This window comes from Primorskyibacter sp. S187A (assembly GCF_049800955.1).
In the GTDB taxonomy this organism is placed as follows: Bacteria; Pseudomonadota; Alphaproteobacteria; order Rhodobacterales; family Rhodobacteraceae; genus JAKVBH01.
This window is the reverse complement of the sequence record NZ_JBNAGA010000002.1, coordinates 1,010,001-1,032,263: the sequence shown is the minus strand read 5'-3', so window position 1 is coordinate 1,032,263 and position 22,263 is coordinate 1,010,001. Positions and strand designations below refer to the sequence as shown.

At 59.2% G+C, this 22,263-nt stretch carries 20 protein-coding genes, 2 tRNA genes, 2 rRNA genes and 1 pseudogene (1 of these 25 cut by a window edge); 9 read left to right on the top strand and 16 right to left on the bottom strand.

The window, feature by feature from the left end; translation table 11 throughout:
- Nucleotides 1-6: 6 nt before the first annotated feature.
- The 4 genes from ACP15S_RS16065 to ACP15S_RS16050 all read right to left on the bottom strand — a co-directional run bounded on the left by ACP15S_RS16065 (nucleotide 7) and on the right by ACP15S_RS16050 (nucleotide 2,815).
- The gene (locus ACP15S_RS16065) at nucleotides 7-690 is read right to left on the bottom strand and encodes a chromosomal replication initiator DnaA (protein WP_425040643.1); all 684 of its coding nucleotides are present in this window, start codon (nucleotides 688-690) and stop codon (nucleotides 7-9) included.
- The gene (locus ACP15S_RS16060; protein WP_425040642.1) at nucleotides 690-1,754 is read right to left on the bottom strand and encodes an AI-2E family transporter; all 1,065 of its coding nucleotides are present in this window, start codon (nucleotides 1,752-1,754) and stop codon (nucleotides 690-692) included. Before ACP15S_RS16060 ends, ACP15S_RS16065 begins: the two co-directional genes overlap by 1 nt.
- A gap of 209 nt (nucleotides 1,755-1,963) precedes the next feature.
- On the bottom strand, nucleotides 1,964-2,470 hold the full coding sequence (locus ACP15S_RS16055; protein WP_425040641.1) for a fasciclin domain-containing protein: 507 nt from the start codon (nucleotides 2,468-2,470) through the stop codon (nucleotides 1,964-1,966).
- Between the two features lie 96 nt (nucleotides 2,471-2,566).
- Nucleotides 2,567-2,815, bottom strand: a complete 249-nt coding sequence (locus tag ACP15S_RS16050) for a hypothetical protein (protein ID WP_425040640.1) — start codon at nucleotides 2,813-2,815, stop codon at nucleotides 2,567-2,569.
- A gap of 417 nt (nucleotides 2,816-3,232) precedes the next feature.
- On the opposite strand from ACP15S_RS16050, the gene proS reads away from it, so the two are divergent.
- From proS to ACP15S_RS16035, 3 genes are all read left to right on the top strand, one after another.
- On the top strand, nucleotides 3,233-4,576 hold the full coding sequence (gene proS / locus ACP15S_RS16045; protein WP_425040639.1) for a proline--tRNA ligase: 1,344 nt from the start codon (nucleotides 3,233-3,235) through the stop codon (nucleotides 4,574-4,576).
- Between the two features lie 75 nt (nucleotides 4,577-4,651).
- The gene (locus tag ACP15S_RS16040) at nucleotides 4,652-5,290 is read left to right on the top strand and encodes an SGNH/GDSL hydrolase family protein (protein ID WP_425040638.1); all 639 of its coding nucleotides are present in this window, start codon (nucleotides 4,652-4,654) and stop codon (nucleotides 5,288-5,290) included.
- Nucleotides 5,287-5,790 carry a DUF2937 family protein gene (locus tag ACP15S_RS16035; RefSeq protein ID WP_425040637.1) on the top strand — a complete coding sequence of 168 codons (504 nt, stop codon included), beginning with the start codon at nucleotides 5,287-5,289 and terminating at the stop codon, nucleotides 5,788-5,790. Before ACP15S_RS16040 ends, ACP15S_RS16035 begins: the two co-directional genes overlap by 4 nt.
- Before the next feature lies 1 nt (nucleotide 5,791).
- Here ACP15S_RS16035 and ACP15S_RS16030 read toward each other — a convergent pair whose 3' ends face one another.
- From ACP15S_RS16030 to ACP15S_RS16005, 6 genes are all read right to left on the bottom strand, one after another.
- Nucleotides 5,792-6,148, bottom strand: coding sequence for a hypothetical protein (locus ACP15S_RS16030; protein ID WP_425040636.1), 357 nt, complete (start codon nucleotides 6,146-6,148; stop codon nucleotides 5,792-5,794).
- A gap of 60 nt (nucleotides 6,149-6,208) precedes the next feature.
- Nucleotides 6,209-6,793 (bottom strand): GNAT family N-acetyltransferase, encoded by a 585-nt coding sequence (locus tag ACP15S_RS16025; RefSeq protein WP_425040635.1) that lies wholly within the window; start codon nucleotides 6,791-6,793, stop codon nucleotides 6,209-6,211.
- The gene (locus ACP15S_RS16020; RefSeq protein ID WP_425040634.1) at nucleotides 6,786-7,184 is read right to left on the bottom strand and encodes a ketosteroid isomerase-related protein; all 399 of its coding nucleotides are present in this window, start codon (nucleotides 7,182-7,184) and stop codon (nucleotides 6,786-6,788) included. The genes ACP15S_RS16025 and ACP15S_RS16020 overlap by 8 nt, the downstream gene beginning before the upstream one ends.
- Entirely contained in the window at nucleotides 7,177-7,635 is a 459-nt protein-coding gene (locus ACP15S_RS16015) for a low molecular weight phosphatase family protein (RefSeq protein ID WP_425040633.1), read from the bottom strand. Before ACP15S_RS16015 ends, ACP15S_RS16020 begins: the two co-directional genes overlap by 8 nt.
- 1 nt (nucleotide 7,636) lies before the next feature.
- On the bottom strand, nucleotides 7,637-8,116 hold the full coding sequence (locus tag ACP15S_RS16010) for a UPF0262 family protein (RefSeq protein WP_425040632.1): 480 nt from the start codon (nucleotides 8,114-8,116) through the stop codon (nucleotides 7,637-7,639).
- 316 nt (nucleotides 8,117-8,432) lie between these two features.
- Nucleotides 8,433-8,507: transfer RNA gene (locus tag ACP15S_RS16005), tRNA-Thr, on the bottom strand.
- Nucleotides 8,508-8,772: 265 nt separating this feature from the next.
- On the opposite strand from ACP15S_RS16005, the gene murA reads away from it, so the two are divergent.
- The 5 genes from murA to ACP15S_RS15980 all read left to right on the top strand — a co-directional run bounded on the left by murA (nucleotide 8,773) and on the right by ACP15S_RS15980 (nucleotide 14,424).
- Complete coding sequence (murA, locus tag ACP15S_RS16000) at nucleotides 8,773-10,041, top strand: UDP-N-acetylglucosamine 1-carboxyvinyltransferase (RefSeq protein ID WP_425040631.1); 1,269 nt, start codon at nucleotides 8,773-8,775, stop codon at nucleotides 10,039-10,041.
- Nucleotides 10,038-10,517: a DUF2948 family protein gene (locus tag ACP15S_RS15995; protein ID WP_425040630.1), complete on the top strand. Its 480-nt coding sequence runs from the start codon at nucleotides 10,038-10,040 to the stop codon at nucleotides 10,515-10,517. Before murA ends, ACP15S_RS15995 begins: the two co-directional genes overlap by 4 nt.
- Nucleotides 10,514-11,014, top strand: coding sequence for an N-acetyltransferase family protein (locus ACP15S_RS15990; protein WP_425040629.1), 501 nt, complete (start codon nucleotides 10,514-10,516; stop codon nucleotides 11,012-11,014). Before ACP15S_RS15995 ends, ACP15S_RS15990 begins: the two co-directional genes overlap by 4 nt.
- Nucleotides 11,015-11,062: 48 nt before the next feature.
- Nucleotides 11,063-12,364, top strand: a complete 1,302-nt coding sequence (hisD, locus tag ACP15S_RS15985; protein WP_425040628.1) for a histidinol dehydrogenase — start codon at nucleotides 11,063-11,065, stop codon at nucleotides 12,362-12,364.
- A 263-nt stretch (nucleotides 12,365-12,627) separates the two neighbouring features.
- Nucleotides 12,628-14,424, top strand: a complete 1,797-nt coding sequence (locus ACP15S_RS15980; RefSeq protein WP_425040627.1) for a fasciclin domain-containing protein — start codon at nucleotides 12,628-12,630, stop codon at nucleotides 14,422-14,424.
- Between the two features lie 44 nt (nucleotides 14,425-14,468).
- Here the strand turns inward: ACP15S_RS15980 and ACP15S_RS15975 are convergent, their stop codons facing one another.
- The 3 genes from ACP15S_RS15975 to ACP15S_RS15965 are packed head-to-tail and all read right to left on the bottom strand — an operon-like array spanning nucleotide 14,469 to nucleotide 18,061.
- Nucleotides 14,469-15,128 carry a DUF3047 domain-containing protein gene (locus tag ACP15S_RS15975; RefSeq protein ID WP_425040626.1) on the bottom strand — a complete coding sequence of 220 codons (660 nt, stop codon included), beginning with the start codon at nucleotides 15,126-15,128 and terminating at the stop codon, nucleotides 14,469-14,471.
- 12 nt (nucleotides 15,129-15,140) lie between these two features.
- Nucleotides 15,141-15,548, bottom strand: a complete 408-nt coding sequence (gene cueR, locus ACP15S_RS15970; protein WP_425040625.1) for a Cu(I)-responsive transcriptional regulator — start codon at nucleotides 15,546-15,548, stop codon at nucleotides 15,141-15,143.
- Entirely contained in the window at nucleotides 15,545-18,061 is a 2,517-nt protein-coding gene (locus ACP15S_RS15965; protein ID WP_425040624.1) for a heavy metal translocating P-type ATPase, read from the bottom strand. The genes cueR and ACP15S_RS15965 overlap by 4 nt, the downstream gene beginning before the upstream one ends.
- Nucleotides 18,062-18,211: 150 nt before the next feature.
- On the opposite strand from ACP15S_RS15965, the pseudogene ACP15S_RS15960 reads away from it, so the two are divergent.
- Nucleotides 18,212-19,037, top strand: a pseudogene (locus tag ACP15S_RS15960) (IS3 family transposase); the annotation flags it as partial.
- A 179-nt stretch (nucleotides 19,038-19,216) separates the two neighbouring features.
- Here the strand turns inward: ACP15S_RS15960 and ACP15S_RS15955 are convergent.
- The 3 genes from ACP15S_RS15955 to ACP15S_RS15945 all read right to left on the bottom strand — a co-directional run.
- Nucleotides 19,217-19,293, bottom strand: a tRNA-Met gene (locus ACP15S_RS15955).
- A gap of 81 nt (nucleotides 19,294-19,374) precedes the next feature.
- Nucleotides 19,375-19,489, bottom strand: a 5S ribosomal RNA gene (gene rrf, locus ACP15S_RS15950).
- A gap of 84 nt (nucleotides 19,490-19,573) precedes the next feature.
- A 23S ribosomal RNA gene (locus tag ACP15S_RS15945) occupies nucleotides 19,574-22,263 on the bottom strand; it runs 733 nt beyond the window's last position.

Below are 22,263 nucleotides of genomic sequence, written 5' to 3'. Positions count from 1 at the left end.
GACGTCTCACGGCGCCTCTTGCGTCAATTGCTGGATGACAGAGCGGGCGAGATCGCGGGTCAATCGCCGGCCTGTTTGCAGCGCGAGGCGATCGATAGTCTCCACAATCTCGCGCGCCACGTCAAACCGGCGCGGTGCATGGCGCGCCAGATAGGGCAGCACGTCGGGCTGAGGGCTCAATTGGCGGTCCTCGAACAGCTTCATGAACAACGCCCCCAAAAGCGCATCATCCGGCGCATCGATTGTCACGGCGGCGGTGCCTTGCAGCCGGGACGCCAGATCGGGCAGGGCCAAAGTCCATGTCTTTGGCGCGCTTTGCGCGGTCATGAGCAAAACATGCCCTTGCGCGAGCGCAAGGTTGTGCAAGTGAAAGAGCTGGGTTTCGAGCGCGAGGTCTCCTGCAAGGGTTTCGACATCCTCGACGCAGACAGGCCCACTCGCCAGGGCTTCGATATCCTGCGCGACAAGCTCAGCGGCGGCGACCAGCGGCGCCCCTGTTTCCGCTGACCAGACATGGGCCAGATGGGTTTTGCCAGCCCCGGCTGCGCCCAGCAACAAAAGCTTGCCATTGGGCCAGCGCGCCCAATCGTCGAGCATCGCCACCGCAACGGCATTTGCCTCCGAGACGAAAAAATCTTCCCGCCCCAGTGCGGGCCGCACCGAGAGATCAAAACTCAGCTGCTGCGCCATTACTCGTCGCGCCCCTCAAGGCCGCGGTAGAGCCGTCCATCCTTGTATTGCGAGACGGCAAAGCGTGCGAGTACGCCCATCGCTGCGGCCACGGGCACGGCAACCAGCATGCCCGCGAACCCAAAGAGCGCCCCAAAGACCGAGAGAGCCAAGAGAAGCCAGACCGGGTGCAGGCCAACAGACGATCCCACCAGCTTGGGGGTGAGCAAATTGCCCTCGACCATCTGCCCGATGGCAAATATCGCCGCGACCAGACCGATGGAGACCCAATCCCCCCAGAACTGAAAGAGTGCGAGCCCGATGGCCAGCGCACCGCCGATCAACGCGCCCAGATAGGGGATGAAGGTCACCAAGCCCGCAATGAACCCGACAACCAGCCCGAATTGCAGCCCAACCACCATGAGCGCCACGGCATAATAGGTGCCCAGAATGAGGCAAACCGTGCCCATGCCGCGGATAAAACTGGCCAGCACGTCGTCGATATCTCCGGCCAGGCGGCGCACAACGGGTGCATGATCGCGCGGCAAAAGATCATCAATGCGGGCAATCATCCGATCCCAATCCAGCAGCAGATAGACCGCCACAACCGGCACGATGACAAACAGAACGGCAATATTGACGATGCCCAGGGCGGAGGAAAGCAGTGTCTCCAGCAATTCCGCACCGCGGCTTTGGATCGTCTCGCCGACACTGACAAGGGACTGGCGCAACGGGCTTCCCGCATCCATCAACTGCGGGAAACGCTCCGTCAGAAAATCACGCAAGTTGCCGAACAAGGTCGGCGCCACGTCAAAGAGCGATATGGCCTGCGAGACGAGCGTCGGGATGACGAGAAGCAACATCACGACGAAAATGATGACTGCAACAACCGTGATGATGGCAGTGGCCATCGCGCGAGAGCACCCCGCGCGCTCGAGCCTGTCGGCCACGGGATCAAGGAAATAGGCAATGGCGCCGCCAATGATGAACGGCAACAGAACATCTCCCAGCGCCCAAAGCACCACCGCAAAGGCAATGGTCGCTATGCTCCAGTACTTGACCTGATCTCCAACCGGTAATGCCATAGGGACCCCTTTCCCTTTTCTAAATCGCCCGGTTGAGGCTGACTTTCAAGGGGCGCGCCAAGTGACGGCGCAAACCAACACCGGAGCCGCTGTCTTGCGCGAGGGGCCGGATTTGCAAAACTGACCAAACGGGAGGCCCGCCAAAGCCCACAGCAGTCAAAAAGAAAGGCGGCCCAAAGCCGCCTTCCGTTCTCGCAAAGTCTTTGCGCTTAGTGACACGCAGGGCGCTCGCCCGGCAGCAGAACCTTGTCGATCACATGGATCACACCATTGTCGGCCACGATGTCAGCAATAATGACGTTTGCGGTCTCGCCGCTGCCATCGGCAATTGTCACGCCGGAATGCGATGTGATGCACAGACGCTCCGATGCCAGAACCGGCTTGAAGTAATTGGAACCCGAGGGGAAATCCGCGGCTTTCAGTTTGCGGTCATCCACATGGTAGAGCAGCACGTTGGTCAGCTGGTCCTTGTTTTCAGGCTTGAGCAGCGTCTCGACAGTGCCCTCGGGCAGCGCCGCGAAGGCGTCATTGACAGGCGCATAAACCGTGAAGGGCCCCGGGCCGGAGAGGGTTTCAGCCAGACCGGCGGCTGTGACGGCGGCCACAAGTGTCGAGAAGCGCTCATCGCCCGCGGCGATATCCACGATCGTGTTGGCCGATGCGGCGGATGCTGTAAGCGCCAGCGCGGCGATGGTTGTTTTGATGGTCCCGAACATATCAATCTCCCTGATTGTGATATGCGAGGGGTACGGAGGCTAAAACGAAACGGACCACAGATTACAACGCACACACGGCACCGTGACCTTGTGTGATCAGATCACCGTCTCTCCGGCGAGGAAAACAATACCGCCATAGACCCCTCCCCACGCGGCAACAAAGGCAAGGATGCGGTACCTGCGACGCTGGACGAGCGCGAGGCTCTGACAGCTTACGATATAGGCAATAGACAAAGGGATGATCGCAGACGTCAAGAGAGACTGAATGGCTTGGGCATCGCAGCAATTTCCGTGTATCGCGCGCGTCGCGCTCTGAACCAGCACGAAAAGAACTGGGATTGGCACGAAAAAAATCGCAGCAATTGGCAAGATGAGCGCAAATGCGATCGCGGTGCGCACCCGATTGAGACGCGGTCGAAAAACCCGGGCTGGCGCATGGCATGCGGCGCGAAAAAGCGCGGTGTGTACGCCCATGCCGATGCCACACAAAAGCCCTGCGGCCAGGATGATCGTCCACGGCAAAGGAAGCGCCTTCCCTGCCCAAATGGGTCGAAAATCGAAAACAACGGGCTGGACGGATGATCGATGGCCAACCCTACGGCCCAGAACAGAGCCGTGCAGATCATGATGTGGCTCACCACAAGGCGCCGTGCCATTTTCATGGCATCGGTATGGGGTCAGCGACGGCGCGTGTAAAGGACAGGCTTGCCGGGCCGTGTCGGTTCCTCTATCCGAAAGACCGCACGTTTTTCGGAGTTCCCCATGCGCCTGAGCCGCTATTTCCTGCCCGTCCTGAAAGAAACCCCTGCCGAGGCGCAGATCGTGTCGCATCGCTATATGCTGCGCGCCGGTATGATCAAACAGGCAAGCGCCGGGATCTATTCCTGGCTGCCGCTGGGGTTCAAAGTGCTCAAGAAGATCGAGGATATCGTGCATGAAGAGCAGATCCGCGCGGGCCATATCCCGATGCTCATGCCCACGCTGCAATCGGCCGATCTGTGGCGCGAGAGCGGTCGCTATGAGGATTACGGGCAAGAGATGCTGCGCATGTCCGACCGCCATGGCCGCGACATGCTCTATGGACCCACCAATGAGGAGCTGATCACGGACATCTTCCGCTCCCATGTGAACAGCTACAAGGATCTGCCGCTCACGCTCTACCACATCCAGTGGAAGTTCCGTGACGAGATCCGTCCGCGCTTTGGCGTGATGCGGGGGCGCGAGTTCTACATGAAGGACGGCTATAACTTCGACCTGACCAAAGAAGACGCGCTGCATGCCTATAACCGCCATCTGGTGAGTTATCTGCGCAGCTACGAGCGCATGGGGCTGCAAGCGATCCCGATGCGTGCGGATTCAGGGCCCATCGGCGGCGATGACACGCACGAGTTCCTCGTGCTGGCGGAAACCGGCGAGAGCGAGGTCTTCTACGACAGCGCGGTCACCGATCTGACCTTTGGGGATCGTGACATCGACTATGACAGTGTCGAGGCCTGTGCGGGCGTGCTTGAAGAGTTCACGTCCAAATATGCCCGCACTGATGAGACCCATGACGAAGCCATGTTCAACGCCATTCCCGAAGAACGCCGCCGGGTGGCGCGCGGGATCGAGGTCGGGCAGATTTTCTACTTTGGCACCAAGTATTCCGAGGCCATGGGCGCCACGGTCGTTGGCCCTGACGGCGCGCGCGTGCCGGTGCACATGGGCAGTCACGGGATTGGCGTCTCGCGCCTGCTGGGCGCGATCATCGAGGCCAGCCACGACGACAAGGGCATCATCTGGCCCGAAGGCGTGACGCCGTTCCACTGCGGGATCGTGAACCTTAAACAGGGCGATGACGAGGCCGACGCCGCCTGTCAGGCGCTCTACGACAGCCTCACGGCTCTGGGGCTCGAACCGCTCTACGACGATCGCAACGAGCGGGCGGGCGGCAAGTTCGCCACGATGGATCTGATTGGCCTGCCCTGGCGGATCACCGTGGGGCCGCGTGGGCTCAAGAACGGCGTGGTCGAGCTGACCTCCCGGCGCACAGGTGAGAGCGAGGAGATGCCGCCTGAAGAAGCTGTCGCGCGGATCGCAGGCATTTATGGCGTGGCGCTGACGTAGCGGGTTGGGGGCTCTGCCCCCTTGGCCTTCGGCCAATTCCCCCGAGGTATTTTGAGACAAAAGAAGGGGTGTGACGTGCAACACGTTTTGTGTTTCGGAGATAGCCTGACCTGGGGCCATTGCCCCGCCACATCAGGCCGCTTGGCTTTTGAGGATCGTTGGCCCAACGTGTTGGCGGCCGGGCTGGAGAATGCGCATGTCATTGCAGAAGGCCTGCGCGGGCGCTCCACGTGCCGGGACAATGACGCGATGCCCTGCGATATGAACGGTGCGCGCGTTTTGCCAATGCTGCTGCACAGCCATGCGCCGCTTGATCTCGTCGTCATCATGTTGGGTACAAATGACATCTACCAGGGCTATCGGCCGGATCAGGTCGCGGCAGGTTTGCGCCGCCTTGTGGAGATTGTGCAAACACACCGGCAATCGCGCCATGTCGCATGGGCCCAGCCTGACGTTCTGCTCGTGGCCCCGCCGCCGCTCGTGGCCGGAGCTGATCCTGTTGTCTCCGGACCTTTGATCGCGGCGTCCCGCAGGCTTGCGCGGATGACGGAAATGGCTGCCATGGACATGGGTGTGGACTGGGTCGATATGCGCGAAGTCGCACAGGCCTCAGAGCTCGATTCCGTTCATCTTGATGCCCAGAACACCCGCGCCATCGGTATGGCTTTGATTGCACCCGTCGCACGACTTCTGGCGGCGCGCGCGCACCCGTGATCCTGCGCAGCATCAGCCTCGCGCTTGGCGTTGCAGGGGCGGCGGGCTTGTCCCAATTCCCTGAATTCTCGCAGCAATACACGCAGCGTTTGGGCGGTGCTGTCGATGCTTTGGAAGAGGTGGTCGCAGATTTTGACGCCTCCGCTGCATCTGCGGGGCTCACACGGGAAGCGGCCTTGGCCGAGCTCTCCGGATCGGCGTTTTTGATCCAACGGCAAGCGGACATGACGCGGACCATCGAGCGGGCCGAAAGATTATCAGCCGATCTCGAGCTCCTGTCCGCGGCGGGCCCCTTCACCCGCGCCTATTACGCTGCGCGGCTGACGGATACAGATATCGCGCGCGCCGCATGGGCCGCCTACAAACCCGCAGCGCCGCTTACGTTCGAAGGCATGGTCTTTGCCGTGATTGGCTTTCTGGGGGGGATTGCCGGGGCAAAGGGGATCGCTCGTCTGATGGGCCTTTTATTGCCCCGACGTACGCGCGGCTCAGATCTTTAGCTCAGATGTCTATGGCGTCGACGACTGGCGGCTGCGGCTCAGGCCGCGTCTCAGGCTCTTTTCGGCGCAGGATGATATCGCCATTCTCAAGGATTTCCGGAGGATGATAGGCGCTCCAATCCTCAATCTGGGTCATCAAATCCCGCAAAACCGGCCCCATCTCATCAGCAAAAGAGCGCAAGCCGGGCTCCAGACCATCGGTCAGATCCTGCAATTGCCGAAGCGCCGGGTCGAACTCTTCGAAAAGATGCTCAAAGAACAACTCGGCCCCACGTTCCAAAGGCGACGGGGCCACCTCTTCAGCAGTTAAAGCAACGGGCATAAGGCCCATGATCACAACGAAAGCAGCATGTTTCATGCGCCAAAGGTAGTGTGCCGCAAGCCATTTGTCAGCCTCAACGCATCGCAGCTGCGGTCGTTAGAGACGGCGATACCAAACCTGAAGCCGTTTGATATCCTCCTCGTCCTTATCGAGATCCAACCAGGAAAAGCCGATCGTTACGCCCTCAAGAGGCGCATAGCCGCGATTGCGCCAAAAGCCATCCAAAGGCCGGTAGACACTGGGACGCAGCGGATGGGTCTTCGGGCGGATGACCGAACAAAAAACCGATGCCTGCGCACCAAGTCCTCTGGCATGGTCCTCGCGCGCGTCAAAAAACGCGTGTCCGAGACCTCTGCCTCGAAACTCCGGCAAGAGCACACTCTCGGCGCAATAGAACACATCTTCCAAAGGATCGGGAAGATGCTGTGCCGCGTCCTGAAATTCATCCGCGTGATCCGCCAGCGGGGTGCCTGTGGACGCGCCAACCAGCCTCGCGCCATCAAATGCGCCCACGAGCACAGCGCCCGACGACGTGCTGTAGCGCTCAAGATACGCCCGTTCGTAAGACAGATCGCCTTCGTAGAGATAGGGCCATTCATGGAACACGATCATCCTGAGCCGTGCCACATCATCCAAGGCGTTGGACAAGGCCGCACCGGTCAGGACACGGGTCTCAACCATTGGAGACCTGCGCCATCCAATCCGCGAGATTGTAGTAGGTCACAACGCGCGTGATCTTGCCATCCTTGAGACTGAAGAACGAGCCTGCTGGAAGTCGGTAGCTCTGCCCATGGGCTTCCGGCAAGCCCGCATCAGTTGCGAGGTAAGTTCCGTTGACGGTGTATTCCGCCGCAGCGCGTACGCCGCCTTCGGCCTCAAATATCACCATGTCGGTCAGCGTCTCGCGGTAGCAGCGCGCCATATGGGCACAAAACGCAGCAAAGGCTTCTTTGCCACGTCGTACCTGCCCTTCATTCACGTGATGCGCCACGTCCTCGGACAGGCACGCCAGCATGCCATCCACGTCGCCTCGATTAAATGCGTCAAAATACTGTGCCACGACATCACGCATGAGCGCCCTCTCCCCAATTGTCTTTCAACCGCGCCAATATCTGGTCCCGGGCCACCCGGTATGAGGCCAGCTTCGCCTCGCGCCCCTCCCCCAACCCGGTTGGATCAAGGATCGGCCAATACTCGACCGTAAGGTGAAAGAACCGCGTCAGCTCCAGCGCACGGCGCTGCGATGCAGGCGACAGCGCGACGACCAGATCGAAAGAGGAGAGATCATCGCCCCACTCCTCCATTTCGTCAAAACTACGCGAGCGATGGCGCGACAGCTCAACTCCAATCTCCTGACAAACGGCAATCGAAAAGCCGTCAATCTCGAGACTGTTTTTCACCCCCACGGATTGCACATAGGTTTGCATGCCAAAAAGCTTCTTCATCATGCCTTCCGCCATGGGCGATCGCACGGCGTTGTGGTCACAACAAAACAGAATTGACTGAGGCAGCTCCCGCGTCACCTCAGCCCCCGAAATGCAAAACGCAAATGAGCGTGAACAGGCGTCGTGCGGTGTCCGTGTCGATCTCCGCCTTGCCCTCCAAGCGTTCCTGCAAAATACGTGCGCCTTCGTTGTGAATGCCGCGCCGCGCCATGTCGATCGTTTCAATTTGGCTCGGCGGCAGTTTCTTCACCGCATCAAAATAGCTTTCGCAGATCTGGAAGTAATCCTTCACGACCTGCCGGAACGGTGTCAGCGAGAGCTGAAAGACAGCAGCCGTTTCATGGGCTTCTGTCGCAACATCAAAGACCAGCTTCTTGTCGCGGATCGACAAACCCAGCCGGTAGGGCCCCGGCAAGACAGGGCGCGCCTCGCGGGCGGGTAACACAAAGCTGTTGGCTTCCATCAGGTCAAACATCGCCACCTTGCGTTCCTGCTCAACCTCTGGCGTGGGCCTTGGCAAATTGGCATCATCAAGTTCAATGTGGACAATCCGGGGCATGGCACCCTCCGTGAAGCGTATTGACTGGCATGCATACTGGAGCACACGCGGTCACGCAATCAGGCCTTGAGTGCAATTTGCTGAGGCGCGCCGCGGGCCTTTGGGCGGATGTGCGCATTGGGTCAGTGTCGTTGGGCCCAACTCTAGGCGCAGTGTCTCTCTAGCTCTTTCCCCCAGACAGTGCCTGCGTGCAGAGTGCCACCGGGCGTGATACTCCGAGAGCCGCATCAAGGCAGTCATGACAGCGCCCCTTTGAACGGCGAGACCAAGAGACACAGCATCGCTGCGGGACATATTTGCGGGGTGAGCTGGGAAATGGTGCTGCTGGAGAGAATTGAACTCTCGACCTCTCCCTTACCAAGGGAGTGCTCTACCTCTGAGCTACAGCAGCGCCGATAGGCGGGGTTCGTAGCTTCAAAACAGGACTCGCGCAAGCGCAATCTGGACGCTTTTTCCGCAGTGCGATAGACACATCCCATGACAGGCAAATCCCCCCCAACCAGACCGGACAAGCAAAGCGCTGCCAGTGCGCGCGACGAACGGTTGAAAGCAGCGCTCAAGGCGAATATGGCCCGCAGGAAAGCACAAGCGCGCGCCCGGGGAGAGCAGAACCGCCCTGATGACGGCGCAGAGGCAAAGAGCGAGGACAGTTAACCATGGATTCCATCATCGTGACCGGCAACGGCCCCCTGAACGGGTCGATCCCGATTGCCGGAGCAAAGAATGCCTGTCTGACGCTCATGCCCGCGACCTTGCTGAGCGAAGAACCCCTGACGCTGACGAACGCGCCCCGGCTATCTGACATCCGCACGATGACAACGCTGCTGCAATCGCTGGGCGCGGAAGTCTCCGGTTTGCAAGACGGTCAGGTGCTCGCCATGTCGAGCCATGACATTCACAATCACACCGCCGACTACGACATCGTGCGCAAGATGCGCGCTTCCATTCTTGTGCTGGGCCCGATGCTGGCGCGCGATGGTCATGCGATCGTCTCATTGCCGGGCGGCTGTGCCATCGGCGCGCGGCCTGTTGATTTGCACCTCAAGGCGCTCGAAGCCATGGGCGCGGAGCTGGACCTGCGCGAGGGCTATGTGCATGCCAAAGCGCCAGGCGGGCTCAAAGGCGGCACGTTTGAATTTCCCTTCGTTTCTGTGGGCGCAACCGAAAATGCTTTGATGGCCGCAACGCTGGCCAAGGGCACAAGTGTTCTGAAAAACGCCGCACGCGAGCCGGAAATCGTCGATCTGGCGCGCTGCCTGCGCAAGATGGGCGCGCAGATCGAGGGCGAAGGCACCTCAACTCTGACCATTCAGGGCGTTGACCGTTTGGGCGGAGCCACGCATCCGGTTGTCACAGACCGGATCGAGCTGGGCACCTACATGCTTGCTCCCGCTATTGCCGGCGGCGAGGTCGAGCTTTTGGGAGGGCGTCTCGATCTTGTGGGCGCCTTTGTCGAGAAGCTGGATGCCGCGGGTATTGACGTGACAGAAACCAGCACGGGTCTCATGGTCAAACGCCGGGGCGACCGCGTGCAGGCCGTCGATGTCGAAACCGAACCCTTCCCCGGATTTCCCACAGATTTGCAAGCGCAGATGATGGCGCTCCTGTGCACGGCGGAGGGCACCTCGGTTTTGCAGGAAAAGATCTTCGAAAATCGCTTCATGCACGCACCAGAACTCATTCGCATGGGCGCCGAGATTGACGTTCAGGGCGGCACTGCTACCGTCACCGGCGTGAACCGCTTGAAAGGCGCGCCCGTCATGGCCACCGATCTGCGCGCGTCCGTCTCGCTCATTCTGGCTGGTCTGGCCGCGGAGGGTGACACAACGGTCAGCCGCGTCTATCACCTCGATCGCGGGTATGAACATGTCGTGCGCAAACTCTCCGGCGTTGGCGCAAAGATCGAACGGATTAAAGGCGAATGACACAGGACGCGGCGTTTGAAGATGGTGGGGAGAAACCCCTCAACCTTGGCGCGCTGGATGCTGATGATCTGGGTGTGATCTCCGCTCTGGTGCAAGACGCCGTCTTCCCCGTGACCGAGATGACATGGAACGCCAAACAGCGTCGTTTCGCCTTGCTGCTCAACCGCTTTCGTTGGGAAGACCTGCCAAAGGCAGAGCGCCGGGGCCGCAAGCCAGAGCGTGTGCAAAGTGTGCTGGTCATGGAAAACGTCATGCGGGTCGCGTCCTCCGGGGTGGACCGCGCGGACAAGGATATCATCCTCTCCCTGCTCGCTCTTGAGTTTGAAGCGGGCGAGGACGGCACCGGCGCCCTCATCGTGACACTGGCGGGAGACGGCGCCATTCGACTGGACGTTGAAGCACTGGAGGTCACACTCAAGGACGTGACCCGACCCTATCTTGCGCCGTCGGGTCAAGCGCCCCGTCATCCGGAATGATCAGGCGCCTGACGCCTAGGGATCTCGAGGCATATCGCAAGCTCTGGCTGGAGGGGTTGCGCCTCTTTCCCGATGCGTTCCTGCTGACAGAATCGGAAGCGCGCCTTGTCTCTGATGCGACTCTGACCCGCGCTTTGGCCGCTGGGCATCATTGGGGCGCAGAGCAAGACGGCACCGTCGTGGCCATCGCGACATTGCGGCGCGCGGGGCCGCATCGACTGCAACACACCGCCGATATCGGCCCGTTCTACGTTCAGCCCGCAGCGCAGGGCCGCGGGCTGGGGCGGCAATTGCTGGACGCCATGCTCGCCAGCGCCAGAGAAGAGGGGCTGTTGCAGGTCGAGCTCTGTGTGGATGCCGAAAACAAGCGTGCGCAGCAGATGTACCGCAATGCTGGTTTTGAGCAGTTTGGCCGCCGCCCCCGGTCCGTCATGATCGACAACACGCCCCGCGACGATCTGTTGATGCTCTGCAAACTGGACGATGCCACGCCTTGAGCCTGCCCCGTGAGAGCGCTAAAGCACGCAGGTCAAAGGAGCCCTCTCATGCCAGTCTTCCTGTCTTCGACAGCTTCCGATTTCGAAACGCAGTTCACAGCGCTTTTGGGTGCAAAACGGGAAGACAGCCCGGATGTGGATGACGTTGTCGCAGGCATCATTGCGGATGTGCGCGCACGTGGCGATGAGGCGGTTCTCGACCTGACCAAGAAATTTGACCGGCTGGACCTGACGCCTGCCTCCATGGCGTTCACGCAGGACGAGATCGAGGCGGAATGCACCAAAGTTTCGCAGGGTGACAGGGCCGCTCTGGAGCTCGCGGCAGATCGCATCCGCGCCTATCACGCCCGGCAATTGCCAGAGGATGCGGAATGGGTCGATGAAAGCGGTGCGACGCTTGGATGGCGCTGGACGCCTGTCAGCGCAGCTGGTCTTTATGTTCCGGGCGGGCTCGCCTCATACCCCTCTTCTGTTTTGATGAACGCCATTCCTGCCAAGGTTGCAGGCGTGCCGCGACTGGCCATTGCAGTGCCGACGCCCGATGGCATCGTGAACCCCCTGGTCCTGCTGGCCGCGCGAATTGCGGGCGTCGATGAGATCTACCGGATCGGCGGTGCGCAAGCGATTGCAGCGCTGGCCTATGGCACCCAGACCGTTGCCGCCGTCGACAAGATCACAGGCCCCGGCAACGCTTTTGTCGCCGCCGCGAAACGGCGCGTGTTTGGCAAAGTCGGCATCGACATGATCGCAGGCCCCTCGGAGATCCTCGTGATTTCTGATGGGACAGCTGATCCGGATTGGCTTGCTCTCGATCTCATGAGCCAGGCAGAACATGACGAGAGCGCCCAATCCATCCTGATCACCACGGATGAGGCCCATGGCCGCGACGTGGCGGAGGCTGTGACGGAGCGCCTCAAGACACTGGCACGCCGCGACATCGCAGGCGCCAGCTGGCGCGATTTCGGCGCGATCATCACGGTGCGTGATCTGGACGAAGCAGCCCAGCTCTCTGACCGCATTGCGCCTGAACATCTGGAGCTCTGCGTCGATGATCCGAATGCGTTGAGCGCAAAGATCACCCATGCAGGTGCCATTTTCCTGGGCCAATGGACCCCGGAAGCCATTGGCGATTACGTGGGCGGGCCAAACCATGTTTTGCCAACAGCCCGTTCCGCCCGGTTCTCGTCCGGCTTGTCTGTTCTCGATTTCATGAAGCGCACCACTTTGGCCCAGATGAGCCCCGGCGCGCTCGCAGCCATTGGCCCGGCCGCTGAAGTGCTGGCCGCCTCGGAAAGCCTAGAAGCCCATGGGCTTTCGGTTACGGCACGCCTGCAGAAGCTCAATCGTTAACCAATTTCACAGAAGCGCACCGAGCGATCACGAACCCGTCAGAGGCGGGCAAAAGATGCATTGAAAAATAAGCATTTATTCCGGACCGGCAAAATGGCGCCGAAACTCTCGACATCCAATCACGCCCTCCTCACGTAGAGGCTACATCGCGATATCGGAGACCGCCCATCGCGTGTGTCAATTCAGGGGGTCCAGCCGCGACGCGCGCATGGTTTCGCCGCACAGGGACGCTGCCCCCCTGCCGAAAATGAGGAGAGAACTACATGGCCACCATCGTTGGGATCGCTGCAGGCAATCCAAATTTTTCCATCCTTGTCGCCGCAATCGGCTTCATCGACAGTGAGAAAGGCACATCTTACGGAGCGACATTGGATGATCCTCTCCAAAGCCTGACTGTATTTGCCCCCACGAACGATGCCTTCGCAAGGCTGGCCAGTGATCTGGGTTTTGCGGGCGACACAGGCGATGAAGCCGCTGTCACAACCTTCCTCACAGGTCTGGGCGCCGATCTTCTGGAAACCGTCGTCACTTATCACGTCTTGCCCGGCGCGCAGAGCGCGGCTGACATCAGCGCTGCTGGAACGCTGACAACGCTGCAAGGCGGCGTTATCGATGCGGGCGAGTTGCCGACGCTGGGCGATCTTGAGCCCGACCTCATCAACCCCTCCCTGATCGACACGGACATCGCAGCTGACAACGGCATCGTTCATGTCATTGACCGCGTGTTGATCCCGGAAGATCTGGCGGGCAATGACGCGAAGACGATCACGGGCATCGTCCTGGAATCGGGCGAAGGGTTTGACAGCAATGGCGAGGATTTCGACCTGCTGCGCGAGGCGGTTGTGGCCGCTGGTCTTGCAGGAACGCTTGATGACGTGGCCGCAGACCTGACGGTCTTTGCGCCAAATGATGCAGCTTTCATCGGCCTTGCCCAGGATCTTGGCTATGGCGGCAGCGATGAAGAAGGCGCCTTCGGCTATATCGTCGATGCACTGACATTGCTGAACAATGGCGAAGATCCCATTGGTCTGCTCACGCAAATCCTGACCTATCACGTGGCGGGCGAAAGCCTGCAACTGAGCCAGGTCGTGGACGCGGGCTCTGTCACAACGCTGCAAGGCGGTACGCTGACCGTGGATGGCACGAGCCTTGTGGATGCAGATCCGGACATTGCCAATCCAAACCTCGTGGCAACCGATATTCAGGCCGCGAACGGCATTGTGCATGTGCTGGATGGTGTGCTTCTGCCCGTCGATGTTCTCACAGATGAGGATGGCGACGCCGCGCAAATTGACCTTGTGATCAAGGGCGATGGGGTCGATCTCGTCGTGACAGGTCGCGGTGATGACCTGATTTCAACCAAGGGCGGGAACGACATTGTTGAAGCCGGTGCAGACGACGATCTGGTCCTCGCAGGCGCGGGCAGTGATTTCGTGTTCGGCGATGACGGTGACGACAAGCTGCTCGGCGAGAGTGGCAACGACATCCTGATCGGATGGGATGACGACGACACGGTCGATGGCGGCACAGGGAACGACTTGCTGACCGGCGATGGCGGCGACGACATCATGTCTGGTGGCGCGGGTGATGACGACCTGCTCGGCGGCAGCGGCGATGATGACATGTCTGGCGATGGCGGCACAGATATCATGCTTGGTGGTCGCGGCGACGACACGGTCGATGGCGGCGACGGAAACGACATCGTTCTGGGCGGTCGCGATGACGACATCGTCCTGGGCGGCGCGGGCGACGACATCCTGCTCGGCGAAAGTGGCGACGACACGATGACAGGCGGCACGGGCGACGATTACCATATCGGCGGTGGCGGCGATGATGTCTTTGTCTTTGCCTCTGGCGACGGGACAGACATCATTCAGGATTTCCGCTTGGGCCATGATGATCTTGATGTGAGCGCGTTTGGCTTCGAAAGCTTCAGCGCCCTGTCCGGCGCAATCGATGGCGGCTTCGGCTTCACCGAGGTCAAACTGGATGCCGAAACGAACGTGATTTTGCTCGGCGTGAACGCCAATGCGCTCGACGCGGACGACTTCATTCTCTGATCAACGCATTGGACTGGGCCGCTCCCTCGGGGCGCGGCCCATGCCTATTTCAATGTCAGATCTGACAGGGTCGCACGGATACGGCCTTTGGTATCATCGCTATCCGCTGTGATCGCGAGACCCACCAACACCCCGGCTTCTCCGTCAAACGCGCGACGGTAATCCGCCGCCAAATCTACATTCTCCGAAAACGATCCTTGCGCATTCGTGCGCATGATCTTTGTCCGGAGCCCCGCAGAATAAGGGCTGCGCAACAGATCGCCCCGCGCATGATCTCCGCCCCAAACGTAGACCAACGCGCGGGTATTCGGGTTGCGCAAGAGTTTGCGGGCCGATGTCCGGGACAGGTTGTCCGCCGATTGCGGATCAAGAAAGACAAAATAGAGCGCCAGATTGCGATCATCGCCCCCCTTGCGGGTCAGATCAGTCGGCGCGACGCCTTCCTGAACGGCCCAATTCCACGACGCCCGTTTGGCCTGCCTCAACCCCGCATCCACCGGTCGCCATATCACAGAGACCGTGCCATCAGACGACACACCAAGAGACCGCCCCTTCAGCGCATATTCATTGCCAAACAGCCGCAGGAGCCCCTGCTCTTTCCATGATTTGTCAAAAGAAATGCTGTTGGCAAAAACAGGCCCGGTGACCATGGCAGAGCATAAGGCCAATGCGCCAACGGCCGTTTTGATGAACGTAGATTTCATGTGATCGCCTCTCTAGCTGGGGCGCTCGTCCCTGGCAGGATCGGCCAGATCATTCAGGATAGGGCAATCGGGCCGCGCATCGCCATGACACGCCTCTATCAAATGAGCTAGCGTGTCTCGCATGGACTGTAATTGCACAATCTTGTCATCAATCTCCGCCAGATGCGCTTGCGCCAGCTGTTTGACCTGCGCGCTCTCGCGTCCCTGATCCTCGTAGAGCGCGAGCAAGTGCCTGCAATCCTCCACGGAAAACCCCAGCGCACGGGCGCGCCCGAGAAAGGCGAGCTTGTGGATGTCGTGTTCCACAAACGCCCTGTACCCGTTGGCGCCGCGAGACGGGACGACAAGCCCAATATCTTCATAGTATCGGATGGTCTTTGCGGGCAAACCGCTGCGGGCCGCAGCCTCTCCAATATTCATGCCGCTTGCTCTTTGGACACGACTTCAACGCCCAGGTTGCCTGAGGCGCTCTTGCTCCGCGCTACAACAGGCTTGAGCCCGCGCAGGCGCAGCGCATTGCTGAGAACAGATACGGAGGACAAAGCCATGGCGCCCGCTGCAAAAACAGGGGACAGCAACAGCCCAAAGACCGGATAGAGAACACCCGCCGCCACAGGAAGCAAAGCTGCGTTATAGCCAAACGCCCAGACCAGGTTCTGCCGAATATTGCGCAATGTCGCGACACTGATGGCCATGGCGTTCACAACGCCGTGCAGATCACCGGACATCAAAACAACATCCGCGCTTTCTATGGCCACGTCCGTTCCGGTTCCAATGGCAATGCCCACATCCGCGCTGGCCAAGGCTGGCGCATCGTTGATGCCATCTCCGACGAAGGCCACCTTGTGCCCTGCAGCTTTCAAAGCATCGATCGCCTCGACCTTACCTTCGGGTCGCACTCCCGCCACGACGTCATCAATCTGCGCATCCTGCGCGATTGCCTGCGCCGTTTCCTGACGGTCGCCGGTAATCATGACGACATGCAGGCCGCGCGCCTTGAGCTGCGCAATCGCGTCTGCGCTGGTGGGCTTGATCGGATCTGACACCGCCAGAAGCCCTGCGAGTTCGCCGTCTATTGCCACGAAAAAGACGCTGCGCCCCGATGCGGCAAGCTCATAGGCAGGTTGGCGCAGGTCCTCCGACGCAATCCCCTGTTTCTCAAGAAAGGCCGCCGTCCCGATGATGACAATGCTCCCCTCGACGTCGCCTCTGACACCAGCGCCCGTAGTGGTTTGAAATGCGGTGGCCTCTGAGCGACCGACCCCTTCCCTTTCGCACGCCTCTACAATGGCCTGCGCCACTGGGTGTTCGGACTTTGCTTCAACAGACGCCGCCAGCCGCAACACATCTTCGCGCGACCATCCATTGGCCACGACGATGTCGGTCAAATGCGGTGCGCCTGCTGTCACGGTCCCGGTTTTGTCGAAGGCTACGGCCGTGACGTCGCTCAGTCTTTGCAAGGCCTCTCCTTTTCGAAACAGGATACCCATTTCCGCCGCGCGGCCTGTGGCCACCATGATCGACGTTGGCGTCGCCAATCCCATCGCGCAGGGGCATGCGATGATGAGCACCGAAACCGTGGCCACCAGGGCAAGTCCCAAAGACGGGGCGGGGCCAAACGTCAGCCAGACCATCAACGTCAGCACGGCAATGGTAATTACACCCGGCACGAACCAGAGCGTCACACGATCGACCAGTGCCTGAATGGGCAGGCGCGCGCCCTGCGCATCTTCGACCATCCGAATGATCTGGGCCAGCGTCGTGTCAGCGCCGACACGTTCCGCCCGCACCAATACATGCCCGTTGCCATTGACCGTGCCACCGGTAACGGCATCGCCGATGGACTTGGCCATGGGCATGGCTTCCCCGGTGATCATGCTTTCGTCAACATGGCTCGCCCCTTCCAGGACGGTGCCGTCAACAGGCACGCGTTCACCCGGGCGCACCGACACCACATCGCCCACACCGACCGTATCGATATCAACGTCCAACTCCGTGCCCTTGCGAATGACCCGCGCGGTGCGCGTTTGCAGACCCATCAGCTTTTGGATCGCAGCGCCCGTCTGCCCCTTGGCCCGGGCTTCCAGCCAGCGCCCCACAAGGATCAGGACGACGATAACAGCCGCAGCCTCGAAATAGACAGCGCGCGTCCCTTCGGGCAAGCGGGATGGAAACAACAACGCAAAGACAGAGAATGACCATGCAGCGCCTGTGCCAATCGCAACAAGCGCGTTCATATCGGGCGCGCGTTTGATTAACGCGGGGACCCCCTTCGCAAAGAAGATCCGCCCGGGCCCGAACAGGACAATGCTGGACAGAATGAACTGGATCCACCACGACGTTTCCAGCCCGATGGTACGGGCGATCCAGTGATGCATGCCCGGGATTATATGTGCGCCCATTTCGAGAATGAACACCGGCAGCGCCAGCAAAGCCGCGAAGAGAGCCCGGCGTTTGAGGCGCGCGGCTTCCTCTGCCTGTTGCTCGCCCTGGCTTGCGCCCTTTGACTGCGACACGGGGCGCGCGGGATATCCCAGATCGGTGCAGACTTTTGCCAGGTCCTGTGCCGAATTGCTGCCTTGCGCATAGATCACGGAGGCGCGGCCGGATGCCAGATTGGCCGTTGATGAGACAACGCCGGGCTGTTTTTCCAAAGCCGCCTGCACACGCGCGGAACACGCACCACATGTCATATTCTGAACGTCTAGCGTGAGCCGCTCTTCTCGCGGCGGATAGCCAGCCGTCTGCAACGCCGTCATGGCCTGCGCCACGCCTGACGGATCAGACGCGTCAAATCCTGCGGTGTTGGTTGCGAGGTTGACCGATACGTTGTCAATTCCCGGCACTGCGCGCAAAGATTTATCGGCCCTGGCAACGCAGGATCCACAATTGAGACCATCGAGGATCAACGTGACGTGTTGTGACTGGGACATGGGCGCTCCGTGATCGTTGATGAGAGGATATAGGATCCTTCCAGTAACTGGAAGCTCACAAGTGTCACACTCGGGCACGCGAACGACTAGGGACGGTTACCGACCCAGCCCCCTGAAGTGATGGTAATCCGTCCCAAGAGAGGATGGGCTATGACACGCAGATTTAGTGATGAACAGATCATTGGGATGATCAAAGAATACGAAGCCGGGGTGAAGGCGCAGGAGTTGTGTCGGAAGTACGGGATCAGCGACGCCGCATTCTACAAATATAAGGCCAAGTTCGGCGGGATGAACGTGTCAGACGCGAAGAAGCCGCGGGCGCTTGAGGATGAGAACAACCGGCTGAAGCGCATGCTGGCGGATGCGATGCTGGACAATGCCGCGCTGAAGGATCTCGCCACAAAAAATTATTGGCGCCTGATGTGAAGCGCAGGGCTGTGTCGGACGTGATGGATCGGCGCGGTCTGAGAGTCGGGCATGCAAGTTAGCTGATCTGCACAGGTCCCTCTTCCAATATCAGAAGCAGGATCAGGGCGATGAGCTTCTACGCAAGTGGCTGCGCGAATTGGCGAACGAGCGTCGCCGGTTCGGGTACCGCCATTTGGGCATTCTGCCTGCCAGAGAGGGATTTGAAGTGAACCACAAGAAGCTGTTCCGGCTGTATCGCGCAGAAGGGCGGGCAGTCCGTCGCAGACGGTCGTGTAAGCGGGCTTTGGGGACGCGCTGGCCAATTCTGGTGCCGGATCGCGCCAATCAGCGTTGGTCGCTCGACTTCGTGTCTGATGCTTTTGAGGATGGTCAACGGTTCCGGGTGCTCTGGAGAGTGGATGACTGCACGCGCGAGGCATTGGCAACGGTGGTGGATCGTTCCCTGTCTGGTGCGCCGATGACCCGCGAACTGGATGACCTGATCCGCATGCACGGCCAACTCGACATCATTGTCAGCGATAATGGCACAGAAATGATATCTCACGCCGGGCTTAGGTGATGCCAGGATACTGGCCTTGAACACACCGCAAGTTCAGCAAGCGCGACACAGTCGCGGCGCGGATGGACACGCGATCGAAATATATAGGGAATTGGCGGAGTGTCGACAACAGCCAGCTCCCCAAAACGACCAACCCCGCCTTTTTACGGGCGGGGTGTCGATTGAGATGGTTGCGGGAGCAGGATTTGAACCTGCGACCTTCAGGTTATGAGCCTGACGAGCTACCGGGCTGCTCCATCCCGCGCCAACCAGTGTGCGCCTCAGGTCTTTTAGAACGTGATCTGTGGCGCATCGTTAGAGAGATACGTAACTTGGACCTTACTAGGTTTGGCGATGACCTACTCTCCCACACCTTAAGATGCAGTACCATCGGCGCTACGGCACTTAACGACCGGGTTCGGAATGGAGCCGGGTGTTTTGCTCGTGCTATGATCACCAAACCAAGAAAAGTCCAAGTTTCCAAGTCAGTACGCTGATTAGGAGCGTATGCTTCATCGTCCATAATAGCCTGGCTATTACTGGATCAAATCAAGCCTATCGAGCAATTAGTACCGGTCAACTGAACATGTTACCATGCTTACATCTCCGGCCTATCGACGTCGTAGTCTACGACGGCTCTCAGGGATACCTTGTTTTGAGGGGGGCTTCCCGCTTAGATGCCTTCAGCGGTTATCCTGTCCGATCATAGCTACCCTGCACTGCTGCTGGCGCAACAACAGGTCCACCAGTGGATCGTTCACCCCGGTCCTCTCGTACTAGGGGCAACTCCTCTCAAGTATCCTACACCCACGGCAGATAGGGACCGAACTGTCTCACGACGTTCTAAACCCAGCTCACGTACCTCTTTAAACGGCGAACAGCCGTACCCTTGGGACCTGCTCCAGCCCCAGGATGAGATGAGCCGACATCGAGGTGCCAAACACTGCCGTCGATATGGACTCTTGGGCAGTATCAGCCTGTTATCCCCGGCGTACCTTTTATCCGTTGAGCGATGGCCCTTCCACTCGGGACCACCGGATCACTATGGCCGTCTTTCGACTCTGCTCGACTTGTCAGTCTCGCAGTCAGGCTGGCTTCTGCCATTGCACTCAACGAGCGATTTCCGACCGCTCTGAGCCAACCTTCGCGCGCCTCCGTTACGCTTTAGGAGGCGACCGCCCCAGTCAAACTACCCACCACGCAGGGTCCCGGATCCGGATAACGGACCGCGGTTAGACATCAAGCAGAATAAGGGTGGTATCTCAAGGGAGGCTCCACAGAAACTGGCGTCTCTGCTTCAAAGCCCACCACCTATCCTGCACATATTGTGCCTGATGCCAGTGCGAAGCTGTAGTAAAGGTGCACGGGGTCTTTCCGTCTAACCGCGGGAAACCTGCATCTTGACAGGTAATTCAATTTCGCTGAGTCGATGTTGGAGACAGCGGGGAAGTCGTTACGCCATTCGTGCAGGTCGGAACTTACCCGACAAGGAATTTCGCTACCTTAGGACCGTTATAGTTACGGCCGCCGTTTACCTGGGCTTCAATTCGGAGCTCTCACCCCTCCTTTTAACCTTCAGGCACCGGGCAGGCGTCAGACCCTATACGTCGTCTTGCGACTTCGCAGAGCCCTGTGTTTTTAGTAAACAGTCGCCACCCCCTGGTTTGTGCCCCCAGCCCCTAGTTGCCTAGGAACCGGGCCTCCTTCTCGCGAACTTACGGAGGTATTTTGCCGAGTTCCTTCAACATCGTTCTCTCAAGCGCCTTGGTATTCTCTACCAGTCCACCTGTGTCGGTTTAGGGTACGATCTAATGATGGAGCTATTTCCAGGGACCAATTAGCGGCCCACCCAATCCAATAAGGGTGAACAACCTTCATGATCCGTCACTTCCATCTGGCCCAGGAATATTAACCTGGTTCCCATCGACTACGCCTTTCGGCCTCGCCTTAGGGGTCGGCTTACCCTGCTCAGATTAGCTTTAAGCAGGAACCCTTGGACTTTCGGCGAGAGTGTCTCTCACACTCTTTGTCGCTACTCATGTCATCATTCTCGCTAGTGATCTCTCCACCGGATCCCTCACAGGCCGGCTTCACAGAAAGCTTCTCTCCTCCAGTGATCCCTAAGGATCTAAGGAGGAATGAAGCTATGTCACACTACGCTCCGCTACCATGCCTTACGGCATCCTAAGCTTCGGCTCATGGCTTGAGCCCCGTTACATCTTCGCCGCAGGACAACTTATTTAGACCAGTGAGCTGTTACGCTATCTTTAAAGGATGGCTGCTTCTAAGCCAACCTCCTGGTTGTTTTGGTCGTCCCACCTGCTTTCCCACTTAGCCATGAATTAGGGGCCTTAGCTGTAGGTCAGGGTTGTTTCCCTCTCCACAACGGACGTTAGCATCCGCTGTGTGTCTGCCATCTAGTACTCCCGGGTATTCGGAGTTTGGTTAGGATCAGTAAGCCTGTGGGGCCCCATTACCCATCCAGTGCTCTACCCCCCGGGGTATTCGGATGACGCTCTACCTAAATAGATTTCGCGGAGAACCAGCTATCTCCGAGTTTGATTGGCCTTTCACCCCTAGGCACAACTCATCCCGATCTTTTTCAACAGATGTGGGTTCGGTCCTCCAGTAAGTGTTACCTTACCTTCAACCTGGTCATGCCTAGATCACTCGGTTTCGGGTCTGATCCATCTAACTCGACGCCCTATTAAGACTCGCTTTCGCTGCGCCTACACCTATCGGCTTAAGCTTGCTAGATAGACCAAGTCGATGACCCATTATACAAAAGGTACGCCGTCACAAGACTGGACACTGATAACAATCAATTAGTTGGTTGGTATCGACACTCGGAATTGAACCGTTTCAATACCGGGATTGTCTTCATAGATACCTGCATTTGATCTATGATCGAAACTCAGACCAAACTGCCATCCACGGCGGTTCTCAAATCCAACTTCGATACCCGATCTAAATGCGATTGGACCGCCTAGCTCGAAACCACCACCACTGGAATATAAACCAGGCATGGCGTGAAGCTCGGCGTAGAATGGTGAAGACCCCCACTGCATCGTGTAAGTCTGACCAAATCCGATCCATGCCTCTCCATCTTCTGCAAGGGAGAGGCCCACGGCCGGTTGAAACGGTCCGCGTTTCGAACCCATCTTGTAGCGCAACATTAGCTCTGACTTGCTGTCAGCTCGCCGCTCCACAACTTGGCCCGCAGAGAATTGCAGTT

Coding starts and splice junctions, on each gene's coding strand:
- ACP15S_RS16025 (WP_425040635.1), bottom strand. CDS start 6,793: ATGGTTGAGACCCGTGTCCTGACCGGTGCGGCCTTGTCCAACGCCTTG.
- ACP15S_RS16055 (WP_425040641.1), bottom strand. CDS start 2,470: ATGTTCGGGACCATCAAAACAACCATCGCCGCGCTGGCGCTTACAGCA.
- ACP15S_RS15975 (WP_425040626.1), bottom strand. CDS start 15,128: ATGAAATCTACGTTCATCAAAACGGCCGTTGGCGCATTGGCCTTATGC.
- murA (WP_425040631.1), top strand. CDS start 8,773: ATGGATTCCATCATCGTGACCGGCAACGGCCCCCTGAACGGGTCGATC.
- ACP15S_RS16010 (WP_425040632.1), bottom strand. CDS start 8,116: ATGCCCCGGATTGTCCACATTGAACTTGATGATGCCAATTTGCCAAGG.
- ACP15S_RS16060 (WP_425040642.1), bottom strand. CDS start 1,754: ATGGCATTACCGGTTGGAGATCAGGTCAAGTACTGGAGCATAGCGACC.
- ACP15S_RS15980 (WP_425040627.1), top strand. CDS start 12,628: ATGGCCACCATCGTTGGGATCGCTGCAGGCAATCCAAATTTTTCCATC.
- ACP15S_RS16030 (WP_425040636.1), bottom strand. CDS start 6,148: ATGAAACATGCTGCTTTCGTTGTGATCATGGGCCTTATGCCCGTTGCT.
- ACP15S_RS16020 (WP_425040634.1), bottom strand. CDS start 7,184: ATGCGTGATGTCGTGGCACAGTATTTTGACGCATTTAATCGAGGCGAC.
- ACP15S_RS16065 (WP_425040643.1), bottom strand. CDS start 690: ATGGCGCAGCAGCTGAGTTTTGATCTCTCGGTGCGGCCCGCACTGGGG.
- cueR (WP_425040625.1), bottom strand. CDS start 15,548: ATGAATATTGGAGAGGCTGCGGCCCGCAGCGGTTTGCCCGCAAAGACC.
- ACP15S_RS15965 (WP_425040624.1), bottom strand. CDS start 18,061: ATGTCCCAGTCACAACACGTCACGTTGATCCTCGATGGTCTCAATTGT.
- proS (WP_425040639.1), top strand. CDS start 3,233: ATGCGCCTGAGCCGCTATTTCCTGCCCGTCCTGAAAGAAACCCCTGCC.
- hisD (WP_425040628.1), top strand. CDS start 11,063: ATGCCAGTCTTCCTGTCTTCGACAGCTTCCGATTTCGAAACGCAGTTC.
- ACP15S_RS15990 (WP_425040629.1), top strand. CDS start 10,514: ATGATCAGGCGCCTGACGCCTAGGGATCTCGAGGCATATCGCAAGCTC.
- ACP15S_RS15995 (WP_425040630.1), top strand. CDS start 10,038: ATGACACAGGACGCGGCGTTTGAAGATGGTGGGGAGAAACCCCTCAAC.